Source organism: Paucibacter sp. M5-1, from assembly GCF_027498415.2.
Taxonomy (GTDB): Bacteria; Pseudomonadota; Gammaproteobacteria; order Burkholderiales; family Burkholderiaceae_C; genus Roseateles_E.
The window spans coordinates 4838498-4858090 of the sequence record NZ_JAPZLM020000001.1 but is presented as its reverse complement, the minus strand read 5'-3'; the positions used below and the strand labels follow the sequence as shown (position 1 = coordinate 4858090).

General features: G+C 67.8%; 16 protein-coding genes. 10 read left to right on the top strand and 6 right to left on the bottom strand.

The genetic code is table 11. The annotated features are described in order from the left end of the window. Positions 1–2 precede the first annotated feature (2 nt). The 3 genes from ruvC to O5M90_RS23085 all read left to right on the top strand — a co-directional run bounded on the left by ruvC (position 3) and on the right by O5M90_RS23085 (position 1960). Positions 3–551 carry a crossover junction endodeoxyribonuclease RuvC gene (gene ruvC, locus O5M90_RS23095; RefSeq protein ID WP_137941624.1) on the top strand — a complete coding sequence of 183 codons (549 nt, stop codon included), beginning with the start codon at positions 3–5 and terminating at the stop codon, positions 549–551. A gap of 89 nt (positions 552–640) precedes the next feature. After that, positions 641–1300, top strand: a complete 660-nt coding sequence (locus O5M90_RS23090; protein WP_137941623.1) for a cation transporter — start codon at positions 641–643, stop codon at positions 1298–1300. A gap of 45 nt (positions 1301–1345) precedes the next feature. Beyond that, complete coding sequence (locus tag O5M90_RS23085; RefSeq protein ID WP_269837930.1) at positions 1346–1960, top strand: LysE family translocator; 615 nt, start codon at positions 1346–1348, stop codon at positions 1958–1960. 59 nt (positions 1961–2019) lie between these two features. Here the strand turns inward: O5M90_RS23085 and O5M90_RS23080 are convergent, their stop codons facing one another. Both O5M90_RS23080 and O5M90_RS23075 read right to left on the bottom strand, forming a co-directional pair. After that, on the bottom strand, positions 2020–2511 hold the full coding sequence (locus tag O5M90_RS23080) for a PEP-CTERM sorting domain-containing protein (RefSeq protein ID WP_262971219.1): 492 nt from the start codon (positions 2509–2511) through the stop codon (positions 2020–2022). 20 nt (positions 2512–2531) lie between these two features. Beyond that, entirely contained in the window at positions 2532–5327 is a 2796-nt protein-coding gene (locus tag O5M90_RS23075; protein ID WP_440402371.1) for an ExeM/NucH family extracellular endonuclease, read from the bottom strand. A gap of 510 nt (positions 5328–5837) precedes the next feature. Here O5M90_RS23075 and O5M90_RS23070 point away from each other — a divergent pair. The 4 genes from O5M90_RS23070 to O5M90_RS23055 all read left to right on the top strand — a co-directional run bounded on the left by O5M90_RS23070 (position 5838) and on the right by O5M90_RS23055 (position 11210). Further along, positions 5838–7295 carry a sodium:solute symporter gene (locus O5M90_RS23070; protein ID WP_269837932.1) on the top strand — a complete coding sequence of 486 codons (1458 nt, stop codon included), beginning with the start codon at positions 5838–5840 and terminating at the stop codon, positions 7293–7295. Positions 7296–7385: 90 nt separating this feature from the next. Continuing rightward, entirely contained in the window at positions 7386–9146 is a 1761-nt protein-coding gene (locus O5M90_RS23065; protein WP_440402370.1) for an ABC transporter ATP-binding protein, read from the top strand. After that, entirely contained in the window at positions 9136–10932 is a 1797-nt protein-coding gene (locus O5M90_RS23060; protein WP_269837933.1) for an ABC transporter ATP-binding protein, read from the top strand. Before O5M90_RS23065 ends, O5M90_RS23060 begins: the two co-directional genes overlap by 11 nt. A 14-nt stretch (positions 10933–10946) precedes the next feature. Then, positions 10947–11210, top strand: a complete 264-nt coding sequence (locus O5M90_RS23055; RefSeq protein ID WP_269837934.1) for a helix-turn-helix domain-containing protein — start codon at positions 10947–10949, stop codon at positions 11208–11210. 6 nt (positions 11211–11216) lie between these two features. On the opposite strand, the gene O5M90_RS23050 is transcribed toward O5M90_RS23055, so the two are convergent. Beyond that, the gene (locus O5M90_RS23050; RefSeq protein WP_262971226.1) at positions 11217–12122 is read right to left on the bottom strand and encodes a LysR family transcriptional regulator; all 906 of its coding nucleotides are present in this window, start codon (positions 12120–12122) and stop codon (positions 11217–11219) included. A 129-nt stretch (positions 12123–12251) separates the two neighbouring features. On the opposite strand from O5M90_RS23050, the gene O5M90_RS23045 reads away from it, so the two are divergent. The 3 genes from O5M90_RS23045 to O5M90_RS23035 all read left to right on the top strand — a co-directional run bounded on the left by O5M90_RS23045 (position 12252) and on the right by O5M90_RS23035 (position 15482). Beyond that, positions 12252–13349 (top strand): alkene reductase, encoded by a 1098-nt coding sequence (locus O5M90_RS23045; protein WP_269837935.1) that lies wholly within the window; start codon positions 12252–12254, stop codon positions 13347–13349. Positions 13350–13382: 33 nt separating this feature from the next. Continuing rightward, positions 13383–14408: an aldo/keto reductase gene (locus O5M90_RS23040; protein WP_137941613.1), complete on the top strand. Its 1026-nt coding sequence runs from the start codon at positions 13383–13385 to the stop codon at positions 14406–14408. Positions 14409–14507: 99 nt separating this feature from the next. Next, a complete protein-coding gene (locus O5M90_RS23035) occupies positions 14508–15482 on the top strand; it encodes a substrate-binding periplasmic protein (protein WP_269837937.1) in 975 nt (324 codons plus the stop codon). An 886-nt stretch (positions 15483–16368) separates the two neighbouring features. Here O5M90_RS23035 and O5M90_RS23030 read toward each other — a convergent pair. The 3 genes from O5M90_RS23030 to O5M90_RS23020 are packed head-to-tail and all read right to left on the bottom strand — an operon-like array spanning position 16369 to position 19574. Next, positions 16369–16554 carry a hypothetical protein gene (locus O5M90_RS23030; protein WP_269837938.1) on the bottom strand — a complete coding sequence of 62 codons (186 nt, stop codon included), beginning with the start codon at positions 16552–16554 and terminating at the stop codon, positions 16369–16371. Positions 16555–16568: 14 nt separating this feature from the next. Beyond that, positions 16569–17504, bottom strand: a complete 936-nt coding sequence (gene lpxC, locus O5M90_RS23025; RefSeq protein WP_269837939.1) for a UDP-3-O-acyl-N-acetylglucosamine deacetylase — start codon at positions 17502–17504, stop codon at positions 16569–16571. A gap of 54 nt (positions 17505–17558) precedes the next feature. Further along, complete coding sequence (locus tag O5M90_RS23020) at positions 17559–19574, bottom strand: sensor histidine kinase (protein ID WP_269837940.1); 2016 nt, start codon at positions 19572–19574, stop codon at positions 17559–17561. Between the last annotated feature and the right edge of the window lie 19 nt (positions 19575–19593).

Sequence of the window (19593 nt, the reverse complement as noted above, 5' to 3'; positions counted from 1 at the left end):
ACATGCGCATTCTCGGTATCGACCCAGGTCTGCAGACCACCGGCTTCGGCGTCATCGACGCCGACGGCCCGCGCCTGAGCTATGTGGCCAGCGGCACGATCAAGACCAGCGCGGTCGCCACCGGCGATCTGCCGGCGCGGCTGAAGATCCTGTTCGACGGCATCCGCGAGGTTGCGGCCACCTACCAGGCGCAGTGCGCAGCGGTCGAGATCGTGTTCGTCAACGTCAACCCGCAATCGACCCTGCTGCTGGGCCAGGCCCGCGGCGCGGCGCTGACGGCCCTGGTCAGCTGCGATCTGCCGGTGTCCGAGTACACCGCGCTGCAGATGAAGAAAGCCATCGTCGGCCATGGCCATGCGAAGAAGGAACAGGTGCAGGCCATGGTGCAGCGCCTGCTGGCCCTGCCCGGCGAACCCGGCAAGGACGCCGCCGACGCGCTGGGCCTAGCCATCATGCATGCCCATGCCCGCGTCTCCTTCGAGGCGATGAGCCGCAGCACCACCTTGCAGCGCCGCCAGCACGCGCAGTTCAAGGGCAGCCGGACGTATTGAGCGGCCTTTGCCGCCTCTCGCTTGACACCGTAGCGACTCCAGGCTTTCCAATGCAGGCATCGACCAAATGACTGATTGGAGCCCTCCCGATGTCCGCCCATTGCTGTGAACACGACACGCCGCCGGCCAGCCAGATTCTCAATCTGGGCCGCTACCGCAAGATCCTGTGGATCGCACTGGCGGTCAATGCCGCGATGTTCCTGCTGGAGATCACGGCCGGCATTGCCGCCGGCTCGCTGTCGCTGCTGGCCGATGCGATCGACTTCGCCGGCGATGCGCTCAACTATGCGGTGTCGCTGGCGGTGCTGGCCTCGGCCCTGGCCTGGCGGGCTCGCGCAGCGATGCTGAAGGCCGCCAGCATGATGGGCTTCGGGCTCTATCTGCTGGGCCATGCGCTCTGGGCGGTCTGGCATGGCCAGGTGCCGGATGCGCCGACGATGGGGGCGGTGGCCCTGCTGGCGCTGGCTGCCAACGTCGCGGTGGCCTGGATGCTTTACGCCTTTCGCGAAGGCGATGCCAATATGCGCAGCGTCTGGCTGTGCTCGCGCAATGACGCGATCGGCAATCTGGCCGTGCTGGCGGCGGCCGCCGGCGTCTTCGGCACCGGCAGCGCCTGGCCCGACCTGGCCGTTGCCGGCCTGATGGCCACACTGGCTCTGCATGGCGGCTGGCAGGTGCTGCGCCAGGCCCGCAGCGAACTCGGTCATGGCAGCGGCCCTGCGGCGCATGCCCATGATCACGGGCATTGAGCGGCGGCGTGGCGTAGCATCACGCTTCGTTCTCGCGGAGTCCCCATGTTCGGCATTGCAGACTACGGCGCCTTTGTCGTCGCCATCATCGTCTTCCTGATGATTCCAGGCCCGGGCAATCTGGCCCTGATCTCGTCCACCGGCAAGGGCGGTTTAAAGGGCGGGCTGGCCGCGACGCTGGGCGTGATCGCCGGTGATCAGGTCTTGATGTGGCTGGCTGTGGCCGGCGTTGCCGCTTTGCTGGCGGCCTCGCCGCGTGTGTTCGCCGGCGTGCAGTGGCTGGGCGCGGCCTATCTGGCCTGGCTGGGCTGGCGCATGTTGCGCGCCAAGCCGGGCGACGCGCCGGTACTGCAGATCCGGCCGCGCCAGTACTTCCAGCAGGCCCTGCTGATCACCCTGCTGAACCCCAAGGCCATCGTGTTCTATATGGCCTTCTTCCCGCTCTTCGTCGACCCGGCGCGGCACCAGGGCCTGGTGACCTTCGGCGCGATGGCCGTGACGATTGCGCTGCTGACCCTGGCCTATGGTCTGGTCGTCACGCTGCTGACCCAGCATCTGGCGGCCCGGCTGCGCAGCAATCCGCGCATCGGCCAATGGCTGGAGCGCCTGGCCGGCACCGTACTGATCGGCTTCGGGCTGAAGCTGGCGCTGTCGCGCTGAGCCATCAAAAAAGAGGGCGGTGCCTCTTGGCACCGCCCCTGGCGAAGAGGCTTGTGGCCTCAGGCTTGCTGCTGCTGCTGACGGCGACGGCGCGCGATCGCACCGAGCGCAGCGAGGCCGGCAAGGCTCATCGCCCAGGTGCCGGGCTCGGGGACGGCGCTGATGCTCAGGCTGCCCAGCGTGTCGCTACCACCGATCGAGTAGGTGAAGCCGCTGAAGCCGAAGAAGGACTGCAGGGCGAGTTCACCGCCACCTGTCGTCGAGAACAAGGCATTGGGGCCGATCAAGCTGCCCGTCTCGAACTGCACATAGGGATCGGTCGCCTGGCCCAGCGTGTAGCTGTCGCCCATGAAGTTCAGCGTCAGCGCGGTGAGGGCGAAGCTGCCGTCGAAGCCGCCGGCGGCGACCTCGGCATCGTCGATCGAGAACTGGCCGCTCAGCGCCGCGACGCCGGGGTTGGCATCAAAGGCGCCGCTGAAGTTGTAAGTGGCGGCCTGCGCAGCGCAGGCCAGTGTCAGGGCCGCCAGGGCCGTCAGGGTTTTGCGGAACATGGGAATTCTCCTTGGAAGGCTCAGAACTTGAAGCTGGATGCGTTGAGGGTGGCGCAGGACACGCTCTTGAGCTGAACCAGCGGCTTGCTCCTGGTCGCGCCGGCGCTGCCGTCGGTGTCGATGCCGATGACGGCATTGGCGCCGGACATCGTGCAGCTCACAAAGCCCTGACCCAGCGGATCGGCGCTGACGATGCCGCTGGCCTGCAGCAGCTGGCTCAGCACCAGCACGTCCTCACCGACGGCGAAGTCGGTGACGGTGTCGCCGGCATCCAGCATGCTGCGGTAGACAAACTGGTCGCGGCCGGCGCCGCCGGTCAGCGTGTCTGCACCGGCGCCGCCCTCGATCTGGTCATCACCGGCGGTGCCGACAATGGTGTCGCGCCCGGCCGTACCGGCCACCTGCTTGACCAGGTTCAGCCCCAGCACCACCGGATCATGGTCGGAGGACTTGTAGGCTGTGGGCTGGTAGTAGTCCGGCCCGCAGGTCGCGCAGGCGGGCTGCTTGAACTCGAGGTTGTAGTCGATGATCAGCGGTTCGTCGGCGTTGATGGCCCAGGGCTTGGCCGAGACGATCTTGGCGTTCATCGAGGCCGTCGTCAGGCCATGGTCCAGGCGGCCGGCAAAGCCGTCGAACACATAGCTGTAGGCAGCCGGGTCGAAACGGCCGACCTGGTCGATGAAAGCGCCATCGCCGGTCAGCGCGTGGATGGGATCTTCCTGCGCATAGGCATTCATATCGCCCAGCACGATCACATCCTGCGTGCCGGCTGCCGCCTGGATCTGGCCGACAAAGCTGCGCAGACGCTGGGCTTGGTCGACACGGGTGGCATTCCAGCAGCCCTGGCCGTCGCCCTGGTCGCCATCGATGCCGCCCGAGGGGCAGCTGCCCTTGGACTTCAGGTGGTTGACGGCCACCGCGAAGCGCTCGCCATTCGGTGCCGCGAAGCCCTGGGCAAAGGTCGGGCGGTTGTTGACCTCATGCGTGTCGGACAGCGGCGCGCCCTGCAGGCTCAGGCGGCCCGGCTTGTAGAGCATGGCCACGCGGATCGCGTCGGTGCCGGTGTCCAGCGCGCCCTTGGGCACAACCTTGTAGACCACCGAGCCCAGCTTGGCATTGATCGCATCGGCCAGGTTCTGGGCCGCGACGTCGCCGTTGTTCTGGATCTCCATCAGGCCGACCACATCGGCATTGATCGCGCTGAGCGAGGCCACCAGCTTGGTCTGCTGACGCTGGAACTCGGCCAGGTTGTTGGCGCCGCGGCAGTTGGAGGCCGAGCTGGCACCGCCCAGCGTGCAGCCCTGGCCGCTCTGGCCGGAGGCGGTCTGGCCGTTGGTGAAGGTGGTGAAGTAGTTCAGCACATTGGCGCTGGCCACCGTGTAGTTGCCGCCCGCGGCAGCGGGCGCGGCGGTGCGCGGGTTGCTGCGTTCGAACTGCACCGGCGCGGTGGGCTGCAGCTTGTACATCGCCGCGCCGTTCGAGGCGGCGGTGGCCAGGCCGAAGTCGATCACACCGGTCAGCGACGCGGCCGTGTCACCGGCACGCACCGTGTTGTCGGCGGCCAGATAAGGCGTCGGGTTCGGGTTCTGCAGCGACAGATTGTCGTCCAGCAGCAGCATGCGGCGCGCGTTGGCGGTGAACAGGGCCTGTGCCTCAGGCGTGCCGGGGCGATGCACATTGGTCGGGTTCAGCAGACGGCCGCCGGCGGCGATGGTCAGCTGACCGTAGCGGCCCAGGAAGTAGTTCTGCTGGACCATCACCGGGCCGGCCAAGGTCACCAGCATGCCCTCATAGGCTTCCAGGCCGTCGTCGCCCAGCGCGGTCAGGTCGACCTCGACCGGCGTGATCGCGTGGCCGCTGCTGAGCACCGTGATGGCGGTCGGCGTGATCAGCTGCGTGATCGGGCGGGCCTGGGCGGCCGGGCTGCTGGCACCGGCGATGAACTCGGACACCTTGGCCGTCAGGCTGATTTCCTGACCGATCTGTGCGCTGTTGGCGGCGGCCGTGTAGACAAAGATGCCGTCCGAAGTCGCGTTATTGCCGTCGCCGAGCTTGTCCTGCAGATAGAAGCCGGTGCTGGTGACATGGGTCACGATGCCGCGGGTACTGACGGTCTGGTCCTTCAGCGGGCTTTGCACGCCGCTGCCCTGGATCGTGTAGATCGCCACCGGGGTGCCGACCGGCGGCGGGGGGTCTTCGCCGCCACCGCTTCCATCGCAAACGTTTGGCGATGAGGCCAAGGTGCGCGGCAGCGGCGTGCCCACGGTGAAGTCCGCGCTGTTGCTATTGGTGTCGGTGCAGCCATTGCCCTTGCGGATGGCCGCCGTCGTGGCCGTCACGCCGGTGATCGGCGAGCCCTCGGCCGGCGCGCCGGAACCGAAAGCGACCAGGTCAACGATGGCAGGAGAGCTGAAGTTCGAGACCAGGGCATCGGTGCTGGACACCAGGGCCACCTTGCCCGAGGTTCCGCTCATATTGACGTTGCCGCCGTCGACATCGAAGGGCACATCTTGCGTGCCGCCTCCGCCTGCCGCCAGCTTGATCAGCAGATAGCGCCCCGGCTCCAGCGTCACATTGCCGATATTGGCCTTGGTCGGCGCATTGAAGTTGCCGGTGGCCGATGCATATTGCACCGACCAGGTCGACAGATTCTGCGCGGTCTTGCCGGCATTGAACAACTCGACAAAATCATTCTTGAAGGTGGTGCCGGCATTACCGCCACCGCCATAGACCTGGCTGATCACGACGCCCTGGGCGTAAAGGCCGGGCGCGGCAAAAGCCAGCGCCAGCAGACTGATAAGAGGTTTGAGTTTCATGATGGGAATAGGAAGGACTCAAGAAGAAAAGGCCAATACCTCGCCAAAGGCGGCCGGCGGACGATGCAAGCTGCTTGGCTGCGCTTTCGCGCCGACGACGAGAGCAGCGCGTGCGGTGATGCTAGCGGCAAGATATGACAGCAGAAGACACCGTAAACGCGGGGGTAGCCGATAGGGCGGCGGGCTTGACAGCCGCCCCTACAGGGTCTGCCCGGAGCAAACAAGGGCAAAATTTGCGGCGTCACGCCATGCGCCCCAAAACGTTTGCGCAAACCCCGAAAAACGTGCTGCCAGGCTTGGCTTCCTAGGGTTTATACGAAACTCCACCGCCGCCCGGAAACCCTCTGTCCCGATATGAAACAAACTAGGTGTTTTCACCAGGATCACGAAACGAGCGGGCCGGCAGCAAATTCGATGCACGGTTATAGGTGGGTCCCGCACCGGAATGTGTCAAAACCATGACGCTTCGGATAATCGGCGCCATCTTGGTGCCCGGGTATTGCCGCTGCGATGTCGCCGCTGATTTTGCTTTTCTTTGTGCTGGCCTATTTCGCGCTGCTGCTGGGCGTGGCCTGGTGGACTTCGCGGCGGGCCGACAACCAGAGCTTTTTCATCGGCAACCGTAACAGCAACTGGATGCTGGTGGCCTTCGGCATGGTCGGCACCTCGCTGTCGGGTGTGACCTTCATCAGCGTGCCCGGCGCCGTGGGCGCCACCGCCTTCAGCTACTTCCAGATCGTGCTGGGCCAGTTCATCGGCTATGCGGTGATCGCCTTCGTGCTGCTGCCGCTGTACTACCGGCTGCAGCTGACCTCGATCTACGACTATCTGGGCCGGCGCCTGGGGCCGCGAAGCTACCGCACCGGCGCCGGCTTCTTCATCCTATCGCGCACGCTGGGTGCCACCGCCCGCCTCTACCTGGTGGTGAAGATCCTGCAGGACGCCATCCTTGAGCGTATCGGCCTGCCGTTCTGGCTGACAGCGCTGGTGATCCTGTTGATGATCCTGGCCTACACCTACGAGGGCGGGGTCAAGACCATTGTCTGGACCGACACCTTACAGACCACGTGCATGCTGGGCGGGCTGATCGTCTGCGTGGCCTATCTGCTGCAAAGCCTGGACCTGTCGCTGGCGCAAAGCCTGGTGAGCATGGACGCGAGCGGACTGTCGCGCGTCTTCGAAACCGACCCGAACAGCCGCTTCTTCTTCGGCAAGCAGATACTGGCCGGTGCCTTCATCGCGATCGCGATGACCGGCATGGACCAGGAGATGATGCAGAAGAACATCTCGGTCAAGCGCCTGGCCGACTCGCAGAAGAATGTGATGGTGCTGGCCACCATCATGCTGGGCGTGGTGCTGCTGTTCCTCTTCCTCGGCGGCCTGCTGCATCTGTTCGCGGCGCAAGCGGGGCTGGCGGCCCGGGGCGACGCGCTGTTCGCATCTGTCGTGCTGAACCATCTGCCGGCTTGGGTACAACTAGTCTTCGTGATCGCGCTGATCTCGGCGCTCTTCCCCAGCGCCGATGGCGCCATCACCGCGCTGACCTCCAGCTTCTGCATCGACCTCTTGAACCTGCAGCGCCGCAGGGACTGGAACGAGGCCAAGCGCCTGGCCGTGCGCAAGCGCGTGCATCTGGGCTTTGCCGCGCTGTTCCTACTGCTGGTGATGGTGTTCAAGTGGGTCAACAACCCCAGCATGATCGGCCTGATCCTGAAGCTGGCCGGCTACACCTATGGGCCGCTGCTGGGCCTGTTCGCCTTCGGCATCCTGACGCGCCGCTCGGTGCGCGACCGCTGGGTGCCGCTGGTGGCCGTGGCCGCACCGCTGCTGAGCTGGCTGCTGGACAGCCAGCAGCGCGCGCTGTTCGGCAGCTACGAGCTGGGGCTGGAACTGTTGCTGATCAACGGTGCGCTGACCTTTACCGGGCTGTGGCTGCTGTCCGGCTTTGCCAGGCCTTCCTCGACCTAGGCAAGACCTGACGCCGGGGGCCGGCACTCGGCTCATCCGGGCCGCGGCCGTTGTTGGCACAATCCAGCCTCCTCGACACCCCGGGCTCCCATGACCCTGACCCAGCTGATCGCCGGCTTTGTGCGCCGGCACTGGCGCGCCTATCTGGCCTCGGCCCTGATGCTGGCGGCCATCGCGGTGCTGACCGTCTGGATCCCGCGCCAGGTTGGCGCCGTCGTTGACGGCATGGTGGCCGGCCGCCTGCTGGAGCAGGGCCTGTGGCGCGAGCTGGGCCTGCTGGCGCTGGCCGGCCTGCTGATCTATCTGTTCCGGGTCGGCTGGCGCATCGCGCTGTTCGGCGCCGCCTACCAGCTCGGCCGCGAGCTGCGCACCCGGCTCTACGAGCGACTGACCCTGCAAGGCCCGGTGTTTTTCCAGGCCAAGCGCAGCGGCGATCTGATGGCGCTGGCGACCAATGACATTGACGCGGTCGAGATGGCCGCCGGCGAGGCCTTGCTGGCAGCCTTCGACGGCTCGCTGACCCTGATCCTGGTGCTGGCCATGATGACCTTGGGCGTCGACTGGCGCCTGGGCCTGGCCGCCCTCTTGCCCTTCCCGCTGATGGCCCTGGCCTTCTGGCGCATCTCCGACCATGTCCACCATGCCTGGAAATCCTCGCTGGACCGCTTCTCGCTGCTGAACCAGCATGTCCAGGAGGGTCTGGCCAGCGTGCGCACGCTGCGCGCACTGGGCCTGACCCGGCGCAATGCGGGCCAGTTCGCCGCGCTGGCCGACAGCGCCGGCGAGGCCAGCTACCAGGCCCAGCGCTGGGAGGCCGCCTACGAGCCGGCCGTCGGCATGACCTTGACCGCCGCGATGGTGATCGCGCTGGGCCTGGGCGGCGCTCTGGTGGCGCGCCAGGAGCTGAGCATCGGCCAACTGACCTCGTTCACGATGTATCTGGGCCAGCTGATCTGGCCGATGTTCGCGGCCGGCTGGGTGCTGTCCCTGCTGGAGCGCGGCCGCGCCGCCTGGAACCGGCTGGCACCGGTGCTGGAGGCGCCGCTGACCCTGGCCGACGAGGGTCAGGCGCTGCTGCCGACAAACGCCGAGATCGCTTTCGAGCAGCTGTCCTTCGCCTATCCCAGCGAGGAGGCCAACCCACGCCTGGCGCTGGAGGCGGTCAGCCTGCGCCTGAAGCCCGGCCAGACCCTGGGCCTGGTCGGCCCGACCGGGGCCGGCAAGTCCACGCTGCTGCGCCTGCTGCTGCGCCAGTTCGAGCCCGGCAGCGGCCAGATCAGGATCGGGGGTCGGGTCTTGCCCGAGCTCGAGCTGGCCGCGCTGCGCCGGTCCATCGCCTGGGTGCCGCAGGAGCCTTTCCTGTTCTCGGCCTCGATTGCCGAGAACATCGCGCTAGCCAAGCCCGGCGCGAGCCGCGAACAGATCGAGCAGGCGGCCGAGCTGGCCGCCGTGCACGGCGATATCCAGCGCCTGCCGCAGGGCTACGACACCCTGGTCGGCGAGCGCGGCGTGACCTTGTCCGGCGGCCAGCGCCAGCGCGTCGCGATCGCCCGCGCCCTGCTCAGCGACGCGCCCATCCTGCTGCTGGACGATGCGCTGTCGGCGGTCGACACCGGCACCGAGACGCAGATCCTCGATCATTTGCGCGAGTTGCGGGAGCAGCGCCCGGAGCGCTGCGTGATCATCGTCAGCCACCGGCTCAGCGCGGTGATGGAGGCCGATCAGATCGCCGTGCTGCGTAAGGGACGCATCACCGAGCAGGGCAGCCATGCGGAGCTGCTGGCTCTGGAGGGCTGGTACGCGACGCAATGGCGCTACCAACAACTGGAGGCCAGCCTCGATGCCGCCTGAAGTCAAAGAAGAAGACAGCAAGGAAGCCAAGCCCTGGGCCTCGGTGGGCCTGTTGCTGGAGTCGGCCCAGGGCGAGCGCCCCACCCTGCTGCGCGGGCTCGTCTGGCTGGTGATCGCTGCCGGGCTCGAAGCGCTGGGCCCCATCATCGGCAAGTACTTCATCGACCACTATCTGCTGCCGCGCCAGTTCGATGTGATGGCCATGGCCGGCCTGCTGGTGGCGTTGCTCTTGAGCGGCTGGGCCGCCAGCTGGATACGCTATGCCCAGCTGACCCGCATGGCCGGTGTGGCGCGGCGCTCGGTGATGCGGCTGCGCGAGCGGGTCTATGCCCATGTGCTGGCCCTGCCCATGGCCTTTTTCGACAAGGCCATCACCGGCCAGTTGGTCAGCCGCGTCACCAATGACAGCGAGGCCGTCAACCAGCTCTACCGCCAGGTGCTCTATGTGATGCTGGACTCCAGCATCGTCGTGATCGGCTCGATGATCGCGATGGCCTGGCTGGACTGGCGGCTGATGCTGATCGTCGCGATGCTGGTGCCGGCCATGCTGATCATCATCACGCTGTACCAGCGCCTGTCCAGCAGCGCGGTGGCGCGCTCGCGCCAGCTGCGCAGCGAGATCAACGCCCATATGGCCGAAAGCATGGCCGGCATGGCGGTGCTGCAGGCCAGCGGCGCCGCGCCGCGCTTTGCCGAGCGCTTTGCCGACACCAACAGCCGCCAGTTCGGCGCCCGCATGGACGAGTTGCGCGCCAATGCCTGGCTGCTGCGCCCGGCGCTGGACCTGCTGAACGTGCTGCTGATCGTGACCCTGATCTATGGCTTCGGCCAGCGCCAGGTGTCCTTGGGCCAGGGTGCGCTGGAGGTGGGCCTGCTCTACGCCTTCCTGGCCTATATCGCCCGCGTGGTCGAGCCGCTGATCCAGATCACGATGCAGTTCGGCCAGCTGCAGCAATCGATGGTGGCGGCCGCGCGGGTGCGCACCCTGCTGCAGGAGACACAGCCGGTGCCGCAGACTCAGGCTGGCCTGCAGATCGCGCGCGGCCATATCCGCATCGATGACTTGAGCTTCGGCTACGACCCGGCACACCCGGTGCTGCACGACCTGAGCCTGGACTTCCCGGCCGGCAGCTTTGTCGGCGTCGTCGGCCACACCGGCAGCGGCAAGTCCACGCTGCTATCGCTGCTGCTGCGCTTCTACACGGCCCAGAGCGGCCGCATCGCGATCGATGGGCTGAGCCTGGCCAGCCTGCCGGACGATGCCTTCCGCGCCGCCGTTGGCCTGGTGCCGCAAGAGCCCTATCTGATGGCCGCCAGTGCGCGCGAGAACATCGCGATGGGCCGCAAGATCAGCGAGGAGCAGCTGATCGCCGCCGCCAAGGCCGCCCGCATCGACGCGTTCCTGGCCGCTCTGCCGCAGGGCTATGACACCCTGCTGGGCGAGGGCGGCGCCCGCGTCTCCACCGGGCAGAAGCAGCTGATCGCGATGGCCCGCGCGCTGGCCGGCGCACCGCGCATCCTGTTCCTCGACGAAGCCACGTCGAACATCGACAGCGCCACCGAGCGCGTCATCAGCGAGGCCCTGGAAGCGCTGCGCGGCCAGGTCACCGTGGTGGCGATCGCGCACCGCCTGTCCACCATCCGCGAGGCCGACCAGATCATCGTGCTGAACCACGGCCACCTGGCCGAGCGCGGCACGCACGAGCAGCTGATGCGCCACGAGGGCGGCATCTATCAGCGGCTGGTGCAGCTGCAGGCGCTGGATGCGGGAACCGGGCAGAGCTGATCGACAATCCCCCCATGGCCCAAGGCAAACGAATCTCCGCCGACATCGACAGCGACGCGCTCCAGGCGATCAAGGACATCGGCGCCGCCGCCAAGCAGGCTCGCCTGAACGCGGGCGAGGGCCAGTCGGCTGCGGCCGCCCGGCTGGGCGTGCATGTGCAGACCATCGCGCGCATCGAAGCAGGTGAGCCAGGCGTCGCGATCGGCCATGTGATGGGGTTGCTGGCGCTCTATGGTCTGGCGACGAAGCTGTCGCCAGGCAGCCTGCCAGAAGGCTGAGCAGACTCAGGCGGCGCCGACCTCGCTCGCCACCTCGGCGATCAGCGCACGCAACCAGCGGTGCGCCGCGTCCTGGCGGTAGCGCACATGCCAGGCCATCTGTACCGGGAAGCGGCCAAGATCGGCCGGTGTCGGCAGGATCTTCAGTCGAGCGTCATGGACCAGGCGGCGGCAGATCAGATTCGGCAGCGTCGCGCAATAGTCGGTCACGGCGATCACCTCCGGGATGGCCAGGAAATGCGTCACCGACACCGCGACCTCGCGCCTGAGCCCCTGGCGTTCCAGCGCCTGGAACAGGCCCACGCGCAAACGCCCGGGCGGCAACATGTTCACATGCCTGAGCTGCTCGTACTGCTTGCGCGAGATCTTTTGATCGACCTGCGGATGATCGGCACGCACGATGCAAGACAGGCCGTCGTCCATCAGGTCCTGCACGACCAGGTTGTCCGGCGGATCGGTGATGCGCCCTAGCACCAGGGCTGTTGAACCGGAGATCACGCCGGTCTCGGCCAGATCCGCGCCGTAAGGCGTGAGCCGCAGGCTGACACCCGGTGCCCGCTCGCGCAAGCGCGCCACGATGGCCGGCACGAGCACGAACTCGACATAGCTATTGGGTGCGATCGTCAGCAGCAGCTTCGCCTTCGCCGGGTCGAACTCCTGCTGGCCCAGGATCACCACGTCCAGGCTCACCAGCGCGGCCGCGATCACCGGCGCCAGCTCCAGCGCCTTGGGTGTCGGCTGCATGCCGTAGCGCTCACGGGTGAACAGCGGGTCCAGCAGCAGCGCACGCAGCCGCGTCAGCGCGTTCGACAGCGCCGGCTGCGTGATGCCCAACCGCTCGGCCGCGCGCGTCACGCTGCGCTCCTCCATCAGGGCCAGGAAGACGGGCAGCAGGTTCAGGTCGTAGCGCACCCAGTCATATTGTCAGAGTGATATCTGAAATTCAACCAATAAATTTGATGAATATTGGCGCCACACCCAAACTCTGCCTGACCCGAAAGAAATCTGTTTCATCTGCAGCACATCCAAAAAGGAATCCCCATGTCTTCCGAAGCCCTCTACTCCCCCGCCCGACTCGGCGCCATCGAAGTCAGGAACCGCATCGCAATGGCTCCGCTGACCCGTTCACGCGCCGGCATGGACGGCCTGCCCTCGCCGCTGGCCGTCGAGTACTACCGCCAGCGCGCCTCGGCCGGCCTGCTGATCACCGAAGCCACCAATATCTCGCCCCAGGGCCGCGGCTATGCCTACACGCCCGGTATCTACACCGACGCGCAGGTGGCGGCCTGGAAGCAGGTCACCGACGCCGTCCACGCCGCCGACGGCAGGATCGTGATGCAGCTCTGGCATGTCGGCCGCATGTCGCATGTGAGCCTGCAGCAAGGCGGCGGCGCCCCGGTCGCGCCCAGCGCGCTGCAGGCCGGCGGCAATGTCTTCACGGAGCAGGGCTTCGAGCCGCCCTCGATGCCGCGCGCGCTGCGGACCGATGAGATCGCCGGCATCGTCGAGGACTACCGCCAGGCCGCGATCCGCGCCAAGGCCGCCGGCTTCGACGGTGTCGAGGTGCATGCGGCCAACGGCTATCTGCTGGAGCAGTTCCTGCGCGACAGCACCAACCAGCGCGGCGACCGCTACGGCGGCTCGATCGAGAACCGTGCCCGGCTGATTCTCGAGGTGGTGGACGCCGTGGCCGGCGTCTGGGGCCCCGACCGCGTGGGCCTGCGCCTGTCGCCGCTGTCCACCGCGATCGGCGACACACCGCTGGACAGCACGCCGATGCAGACCCATGCCTACCTGGCCCGCCAGCTCGGCGAGCGCGGCCTGGCCTTCCTGCATGTGGTCGAGGGCCAGATGCATGGCGAGGACGGCAGCGCCGCTCGTTACGACAATGCGGCCCTGCGCGCAGCCTTTGGCAGCGGCGCCTACATCGCCAACAATGGCTACGACCGCCAGCGCGCGCTGGACGCCACCGCCTCGGGCCATGCGGATATGGTGGCCTTCGGTCGCGCCTTCATCGGCAATCCGGACCTGGTGGCCCGCCTGCGCCTGAATGCGCCGCTGTTCGATGCCCCCTTCTCGGCCTATTTCGGCGGCGATGCCGAGGGCTATACCGAGTTCACGACCCATCAGGCGGCCTGAGCCGCCCCGTCCGCAACGAATCAGGAGATCGCCATGGCCATCATCAAGGACCTGCTCCCCGGCAAGCTGGGTTTCGGCACCGCGCCGCTGGGCAATATGTTCCGCGACATCCCAGAGGCCGAGGCCCGGGCCACGGTGGACGCCGCCTGGCACGACGGCATCCGCTTCTTCGACAACGCGCCCTTCTACGGCGCCGGCCTGGCCGAGCTGCGCATGGGCGAGGCGCTGGCCGGCAAACCGCGCGACGAGTACGTCGTCGCCACCAAGGTCGGCCGCCTGATCCTGGACGAGGTGGAGGACGTCAGCGCCCGCGACCTCGGCGAGAAGGGCGATGTGTTCAAGCATGGCCGCCCGAACAAGATCGTCAACGACTATTCGGCCGACGCCACGCTGCGCTCGATAGCGGACAGCTTGCAGCGCCTGCGCACCGACCGGCTGGACATTGTCTGGGTGCATGACGTCGCGCAGGACTTCTATGGCGACGAATGGCTCAGCGTGTTCGAAAGCGCGCGCCAGGGCGCCTTCAAGACCCTGGACCGGCTGCGTGACGAGGGCGTGATCAAGGCCTGGGGCCTGGGCGTCAACCGGGTGGAGCCGATCGAGCTGCTGCTGGATCTGGAGGGCCCGCGCCCGGACGGCTTCCTGCTGGCCGGCCGCTACACCTTGCTGGACCATGAGCGCGCGCTGCAGCGCGTGATGCCCAAGGTCATGGCGCGCGACCTGAGCATCGTCGTCGGCGGGCCCTACAGTTCGGGTGCGCTGGTCGGAGGGCCCAACTTCGAGTACGCACCGGCCAAGCCTGAGCTGCTCGCCAAGGTCGCCCGCATCAAGGCGATCGCCGACCGCTACGGCATCAGCATGAAGGCCGCAGGGCTGCAGTTCGCGCTGGCCCATCCGGCCGTGGCTGCGGTCATTCCCGGTGCCAGCCGGCCGGGCCGCATCGCCGAAGACCGGGCCGCGCTGAACGAAACGGTGCCGGCCGACTTCTGGCACGAGCTCAGCGCCCAGGGTCTTGTCGCCTCTGCGGCCGTGCTGCCAGCCGCAGGCAGCGCTGCCTGAAGGACCTGACTTTCTGATTGCCCGGGGGCTGCTGCAATGAATCAGGTGCTGCGTTTCGCATATTGGGCTGGGGCGGGTCTTGCCTTTGCGGCGCCAGGCTTGGCAGCACCCTTGCACTTCGTCACCAAACCCTTTGCGCCTTACGCCTACGCCGGTCCGGACGGCCGCCCCGCCGGCCCCCTGGTCGAGCTGCTGCATGCGGCCTGCGCCGAAGCCGGCCTGCACTGCCAAGTGGAGGTGCTGCCCTGGCGGCGCGCGCTGGGCATGGCCTCGCGAGGCGAGGTCGATGGCCTCTTCCCCGTGGTCGATTCGCCGGCGCGCCGGGCGGCCTTCTACCTGAGCCCCGAGGTGGTCCGTGCGCGCTATGTGCTGGTGGCAAGGCGAGGTGCAGCGCCCGGCGGGGACGAGCGGGCGGCACTGAGCGGACGCACCGTCGCCGCCTACGGCCCCTCGGACGCGATGACGACGCTGCGGCAGCTGAGCGCAGGACAGCCGGATGTGCGGGTCGAGATCGAACCCGACCAGCTCACCGTGCTGCGCAAGCTATCGGCAGGACGCTATGGCCATGACGGTCTCGCCCTGGTCAACGAGACGGCGGCACAAGCGCTGAGCGCCGCCGGCGGCCTGGCTGGGCTGCGGCCGGTGAGCGTGGTCAAGCACCTGGTCTACGCCTACGCCTTCGTGCCGACAAGAGTCAGCGCCGGGCAGACACAGGCCTTTGACGATGCGATCCGCACCCTGTGCCATCGGGGCCGCATCGCCGAGATCTTCAAGCCCTACGGACTGCCGGCGGCGGGCTGCCGACCCGCCGCACGCCGCAGCGGCATGCAGCCCATGGGCTTTACGGCCCATGGCGGTCACGCCCCGGTCACCGGCGTCGGCAACCATTCGCCCCCTAACCAGATGTATCGGAGGAGCGATGGACCTCGCATTGCGGCCCCAGGGCCGATGGCTGCCCTGGATGATCGGCCTGGCGCTGCTGGCGGCGGGCGCGACGGCGGCAATCTGGGTCAGCCAGGCCAGGGCTTCGGCACCCAAACCGGTCGATGTGCCGCTCGCTGGCGCCTCGGTTGAGCCCGAGGTCGACCAGGAAGCACAGTTCGAGGCCGGCTGCGAACAGCCGATGCGGCAGCGCCGTTTCGACGATGCGCTGCGCGGCTGCAAGAGCTTTCTGGATCGCCCGAAGCTGGCAGGCCGGGCCAATGCGCGCCTGGCCATCGCCGAGGGCATGCGCAGCGAGGGCGCGGCGGCGCCGCCGGCCAGCATCCATCATGCGGAGCAGGCAGCCCGGCTGCAGGACCCGCTGGGCGAGCTGGTCCATGCGATCCATATCCTCAACGGCGATGGCCGTGCGGCCGAGCTGAGCGTGGACGAGGCGGCGCGGCTGCTGGGTCGGGCGCAGCAGGGCGGTGTCGCGGCGGCCAAAGCGCTGCTGGAGCAACTGGACGGCGACCAGCAGTGCCGCCAGCAGGCCCGGGTGCAGCTGTTCGAGCAGGCCGTCTTCTGCATGCGGCGCGGCGAGCTGCGCCAGGCCTTGCGCGCCCAGGGCCTGCGCGAGCAGGACAGCAGCGGTGATGGGGAGCGCGATATCTTCGCGGTCGGTCACAAGCTGCCCGGCGCACGACAGCTGGTGGTGAGCTATATGCGCGGCGCGCAATCACGCCTGCTGCAGGTGGCCGAGCTGAGCTACCGCTTTCCGGCCCAGGGGCCGGCGGAGCTCGCCGCGACCTCGCAGCGTCTGCGCGGCGCGCTGCAAAGCAAGTATGGCCAGACGCTCGGCGACACCGCGCGCTGGCGCAGCGAGGACGGCGTCGACATCGAGCTGCGTCCGCAGCCCGGCCAGGAGCTGCTGCTGAGCTATCGCATCGCCGAGCGGGTGGCGGTGCGCGACGAGCAGCAGCGCCGCAAAGTGCAGTTGGCGGCCGAGCGCCTGGTCGCGCTGACCGCGCGCGCTCTCTAGCTAAATCAGTTGCAAGACCTGCTGCAGTATCAGCACCGCAAAAAAGCCCAGCGCCGCCAGCACGGTCCACTTGATGATCACCAGGCCGCGCTGGCGCCAGACCACCTGGCGGGTGCCGGCATACATCGCGAAGCAGAGAATGCCGGCCAGCAGCAGCAGGCCGACGAGGATGCGGAAGAACACCATGGGGGCGGACTGTACTACCAGGCCGGCGCCAGCTCCGCGAATCCCTGCGGGGCCTCGCGCTCGTCCTCGAAGCTGACGATATCAAACGCCTCGGCATCGGCGAGCAGCGCACGCAGCAGCTTGTTGTTCAGCGCGTGGCCGCCCTTGAAGGAGGTGTAGGCGGCCAGCAGCGGGTAGCCGGCCACATGCATATCGCCGATCGCGTCGAGGATCTTGTGCTTGACGAACTCGTCGTCGTAGCGCAGACCCTCGGCATTGAGCACGCGGTAGTCGTCGACGACGATGGCGTTGTCCATCGAGCCGCCGAGGGTCAGGCCGCGCGAGCGCATGGTCTCGATATCGCTGGTCATGCCGAAGGTGCGGGCCCGCGCGATCTCGCGCTTGTACTGGCCCGAGCCCATGTCGAACACATAGTGCTGGCCGGTGGCCGCGACCGCCGGGTTGTCGAATTCGATCTGGAAGCTCAGCGTGTAGCCATGGTGCGGCTCCAGCCGCGCCCACATCAGCCGCTTGCCCTCGCCCTGGCGCACCTCGACGGTCTTCTTGACGCGCAGAAACTTCTTCGCCGCGTTCTGCAGCTCGATGCCGGCGCTCTGCAGCAGATAGACATAGCTGGCGGCGGAGCCGTCGAGGATGGGCACCTCGTCGGCGCTGATGTCGACATAGAGGTTGTCGATCCCCAGACCCGCGCAGGCCGACAGCAGATGCTCGATGGTCTGCACCTTGGGCGCCCCAGGGTCGCCGCCGGGGCTGACCGTGGTGGCCATGCGGGTATCGCTGACGGTGTCGGCGCGAACCGGGATGTCGACCGGGGTGTTCAGATCGACGCGCCGGAACACGATGCCGGTGTCGGGCGCGGCCGGGCGCAGCGTCATCTCGACCTTCTGGCCGCTGTGGATGCCGACGCCGACGGCGCGGGTCAGCGACTTCAGGGTTCGTTGCTTGAGCATGGCGCGATTGTCGGTGATTACCCGAAGCCCTGCAGCCGCCGGCCTTTGGGCCGGCTACGGGGCGGGCACCGGCTTGCGCTTGACCGGCAGGCGCAGGCTCAGCTGGGTGCCGTGGCCGGGCCGGCTGTCGACATGGACGCTGCCGCCCAGCCGGTGGGCGCGCTTCTGCTGGCTGCGCAGGCCGCGGCCTTTCTGCGCGGTCTCCAGGTCGAAGCCCTGGCCGTCGTCCTCGACACGGATTTCGACCTTGTGGCCCAGATCGCGGGTCGCGATGCGCACCCGCGAGGCACGGGCATGCTTGAGCACATTGTTCAGCGCCTCCTGCAGCAGGCGCAGCACATGCAGCGCATCGGGCGGCTCCAGCCAGTCCAGCGGGGGCAGGTCTTGCACATCCCAGTCCAGCATCAGGCCGCCGGCCTGCAAGCGCTTGCCCAGGCGGTAGCGCATCGTCGCTAGCAGCGACACCAGATCGTGGCCCACCGGCTCCAGCGAATCGATCACCAGGCGCAGATCATCCACGCATTCGCGCAGCACCTCGACCACCTGGTCCTGCTGCATGCTGCCCTGCTCCACCGCCACCATGGCCGACAGCAAGGAGCTGCCCAGACCGTCGTGCATGTCCTGCATCAGGCGCTGGCGCTCCAGCAGCAAGGCCTGCTGGCGCTCGGACTCGCTGAGCCGCTCGTGCTGCGACTGCAGCTGCGCGCCCTGCTCGGCCAGACGTTGGGCCAGCAGGCTGTTGGCCTGCTCGACCTGGCCCAGCGCACCGGTGTAACGCCGCTGCACCGCATAGAGAAAGCTCGCGACGATCACCAGCGTCGCGAAAGGCATCAGATAGATGTGTTCGCTCCAGCCCCAGCCGGCCAGCAGACCCAGATCATGCACACCCAGGCCCAGGCCCACCGCCAGGCACAGCGCGATCAGGCGCAGCTCGCGGCTGCCCTCGCGCAAGGCCACGCCCGCAATGAAGGCCGTGCCGATCGCGCCGACCACCGCATTGACCATGTGCTGCAGCACCAGCGGGTCGAGCAGATCGATCCACAAAGGCATGGTCAGCACGCTGCTAAGCAGCACAAACCCTCCCAGCAGCCGCTCGAACAGCGGGAAGCGCCGGTGCGCGAAGCGCAGCGCAAACAGAAAGGTCAGGGCCATCACCCAGGACATCGAGGCATGGGTCAACCACCAGAACCATTCGAAGCCCAGACGGGTGCGGGGCAGGTCGATGTGATAGTGCAGATTGCGCACCAGCCAGGCCACCGAGGCCATCGCAAACAGCAGATAGGCCGGCTCCTCGCGGCGGCGCAGCCACAGGCTGAACGAAAACAGGCCCAGCACCACCAGGGTCAGGCCGGTGGCCTGCGGCACGCCGATCTGCAGCGCCCAGCGGCGCTTGTACAGCGGCTCCAGGTCCTCGCGTGCGCCCAGCCAGGCGCTGGAGACCGAGAAGAAACTGTCCTTGAGCACCGGCGTCGCGACCACAACCTCGATCACCCGGTTCTTGTGCAGCTCGGTGAAGGCACCCGGAAACACCGCCCACAGCGGCCGCACCCATTGCTCGCGCGCGCCGCTCTGGTTGTCGAACACCGGCCGCCAGCCGTCCTCGGTGCGCACCAGCACGGCCGCCGCCAGGCTGACCAGCTTGGGCATGTAGAGCGCGACGCTGGTGGGCCAGCGCCCGTCCGGCGAGGTATAGCGCAGCCGGTACCAGCGCATCTGGTAGCGCTGGTCCCCGGCCATGCTGCCGCCGGCCTCGCGCTGGCGTACATCGGGCAGCACCACCGGCATCCAGGCCCGCGGGTCGCTGGGCGGCTGCAGATGCGGCGGCAGATTGCCGGTGCTGCCGTCCATCGCGCGCAGCGCCGCCCACCAGTCATCGAGATCGGCGCGCGACCATTGCGAGACCGCCAGCTGAGCGCCGGTGGCCTGCTCGCCGGCGCTGCGCATCCCCGCGTCCGGCAGCCCGCCACGCGGCTGCGCCTGCAGCGCACCGGCGCTCAACAGCGTCAGCAGCAGCAGCAGCAGCAGCAAAGAGCGCAGCCAGCGCCCATGCGAGATCAAGGACAGCCCCATACGCGCCTGATTATTTTTG

Coding starts and splice junctions, on each gene's coding strand:
- O5M90_RS23020 (WP_269837940.1), bottom strand. CDS start 19,574: ATGGGGCTGTCCTTGATCTCGCATGGGCGCTGGCTGCGCTCTTTGCTG.
- O5M90_RS23080 (WP_262971219.1), bottom strand. CDS start 2,511: ATGTTCCGCAAAACCCTGACGGCCCTGGCGGCCCTGACACTGGCCTGC.
- O5M90_RS23040 (WP_137941613.1), top strand. CDS start 13,383: ATGGCCATCATCAAGGACCTGCTCCCCGGCAAGCTGGGTTTCGGCACC.
- O5M90_RS23030 (WP_269837938.1), bottom strand. CDS start 16,554: ATGGTGTTCTTCCGCATCCTCGTCGGCCTGCTGCTGCTGGCCGGCATT.
- O5M90_RS23085 (WP_269837930.1), top strand. CDS start 1,346: ATGTTCGGCATTGCAGACTACGGCGCCTTTGTCGTCGCCATCATCGTC.
- lpxC (WP_269837939.1), bottom strand. CDS start 17,504: ATGCTCAAGCAACGAACCCTGAAGTCGCTGACCCGCGCCGTCGGCGTC.
- O5M90_RS23075 (WP_440402371.1), bottom strand. CDS start 5,327: ATGAAACTCAAACCTCTTATCAGTCTGCTGGCGCTGGCTTTTGCCGCG.
- O5M90_RS23060 (WP_269837933.1), top strand. CDS start 9,136: ATGCCGCCTGAAGTCAAAGAAGAAGACAGCAAGGAAGCCAAGCCCTGG.
- O5M90_RS23090 (WP_137941623.1), top strand. CDS start 641: ATGTCCGCCCATTGCTGTGAACACGACACGCCGCCGGCCAGCCAGATT.
- ruvC (WP_137941624.1), top strand. CDS start 3: ATGCGCATTCTCGGTATCGACCCAGGTCTGCAGACCACCGGCTTCGGC.
- O5M90_RS23045 (WP_269837935.1), top strand. CDS start 12,252: ATGTCTTCCGAAGCCCTCTACTCCCCCGCCCGACTCGGCGCCATCGAA.
- O5M90_RS23070 (WP_269837932.1), top strand. CDS start 5,838: ATGTCGCCGCTGATTTTGCTTTTCTTTGTGCTGGCCTATTTCGCGCTG.
- O5M90_RS23055 (WP_269837934.1), top strand. CDS start 10,947: ATGGCCCAAGGCAAACGAATCTCCGCCGACATCGACAGCGACGCGCTC.
- O5M90_RS23065 (WP_440402370.1), top strand. CDS start 7,386: ATGACCCTGACCCAGCTGATCGCCGGCTTTGTGCGCCGGCACTGGCGC.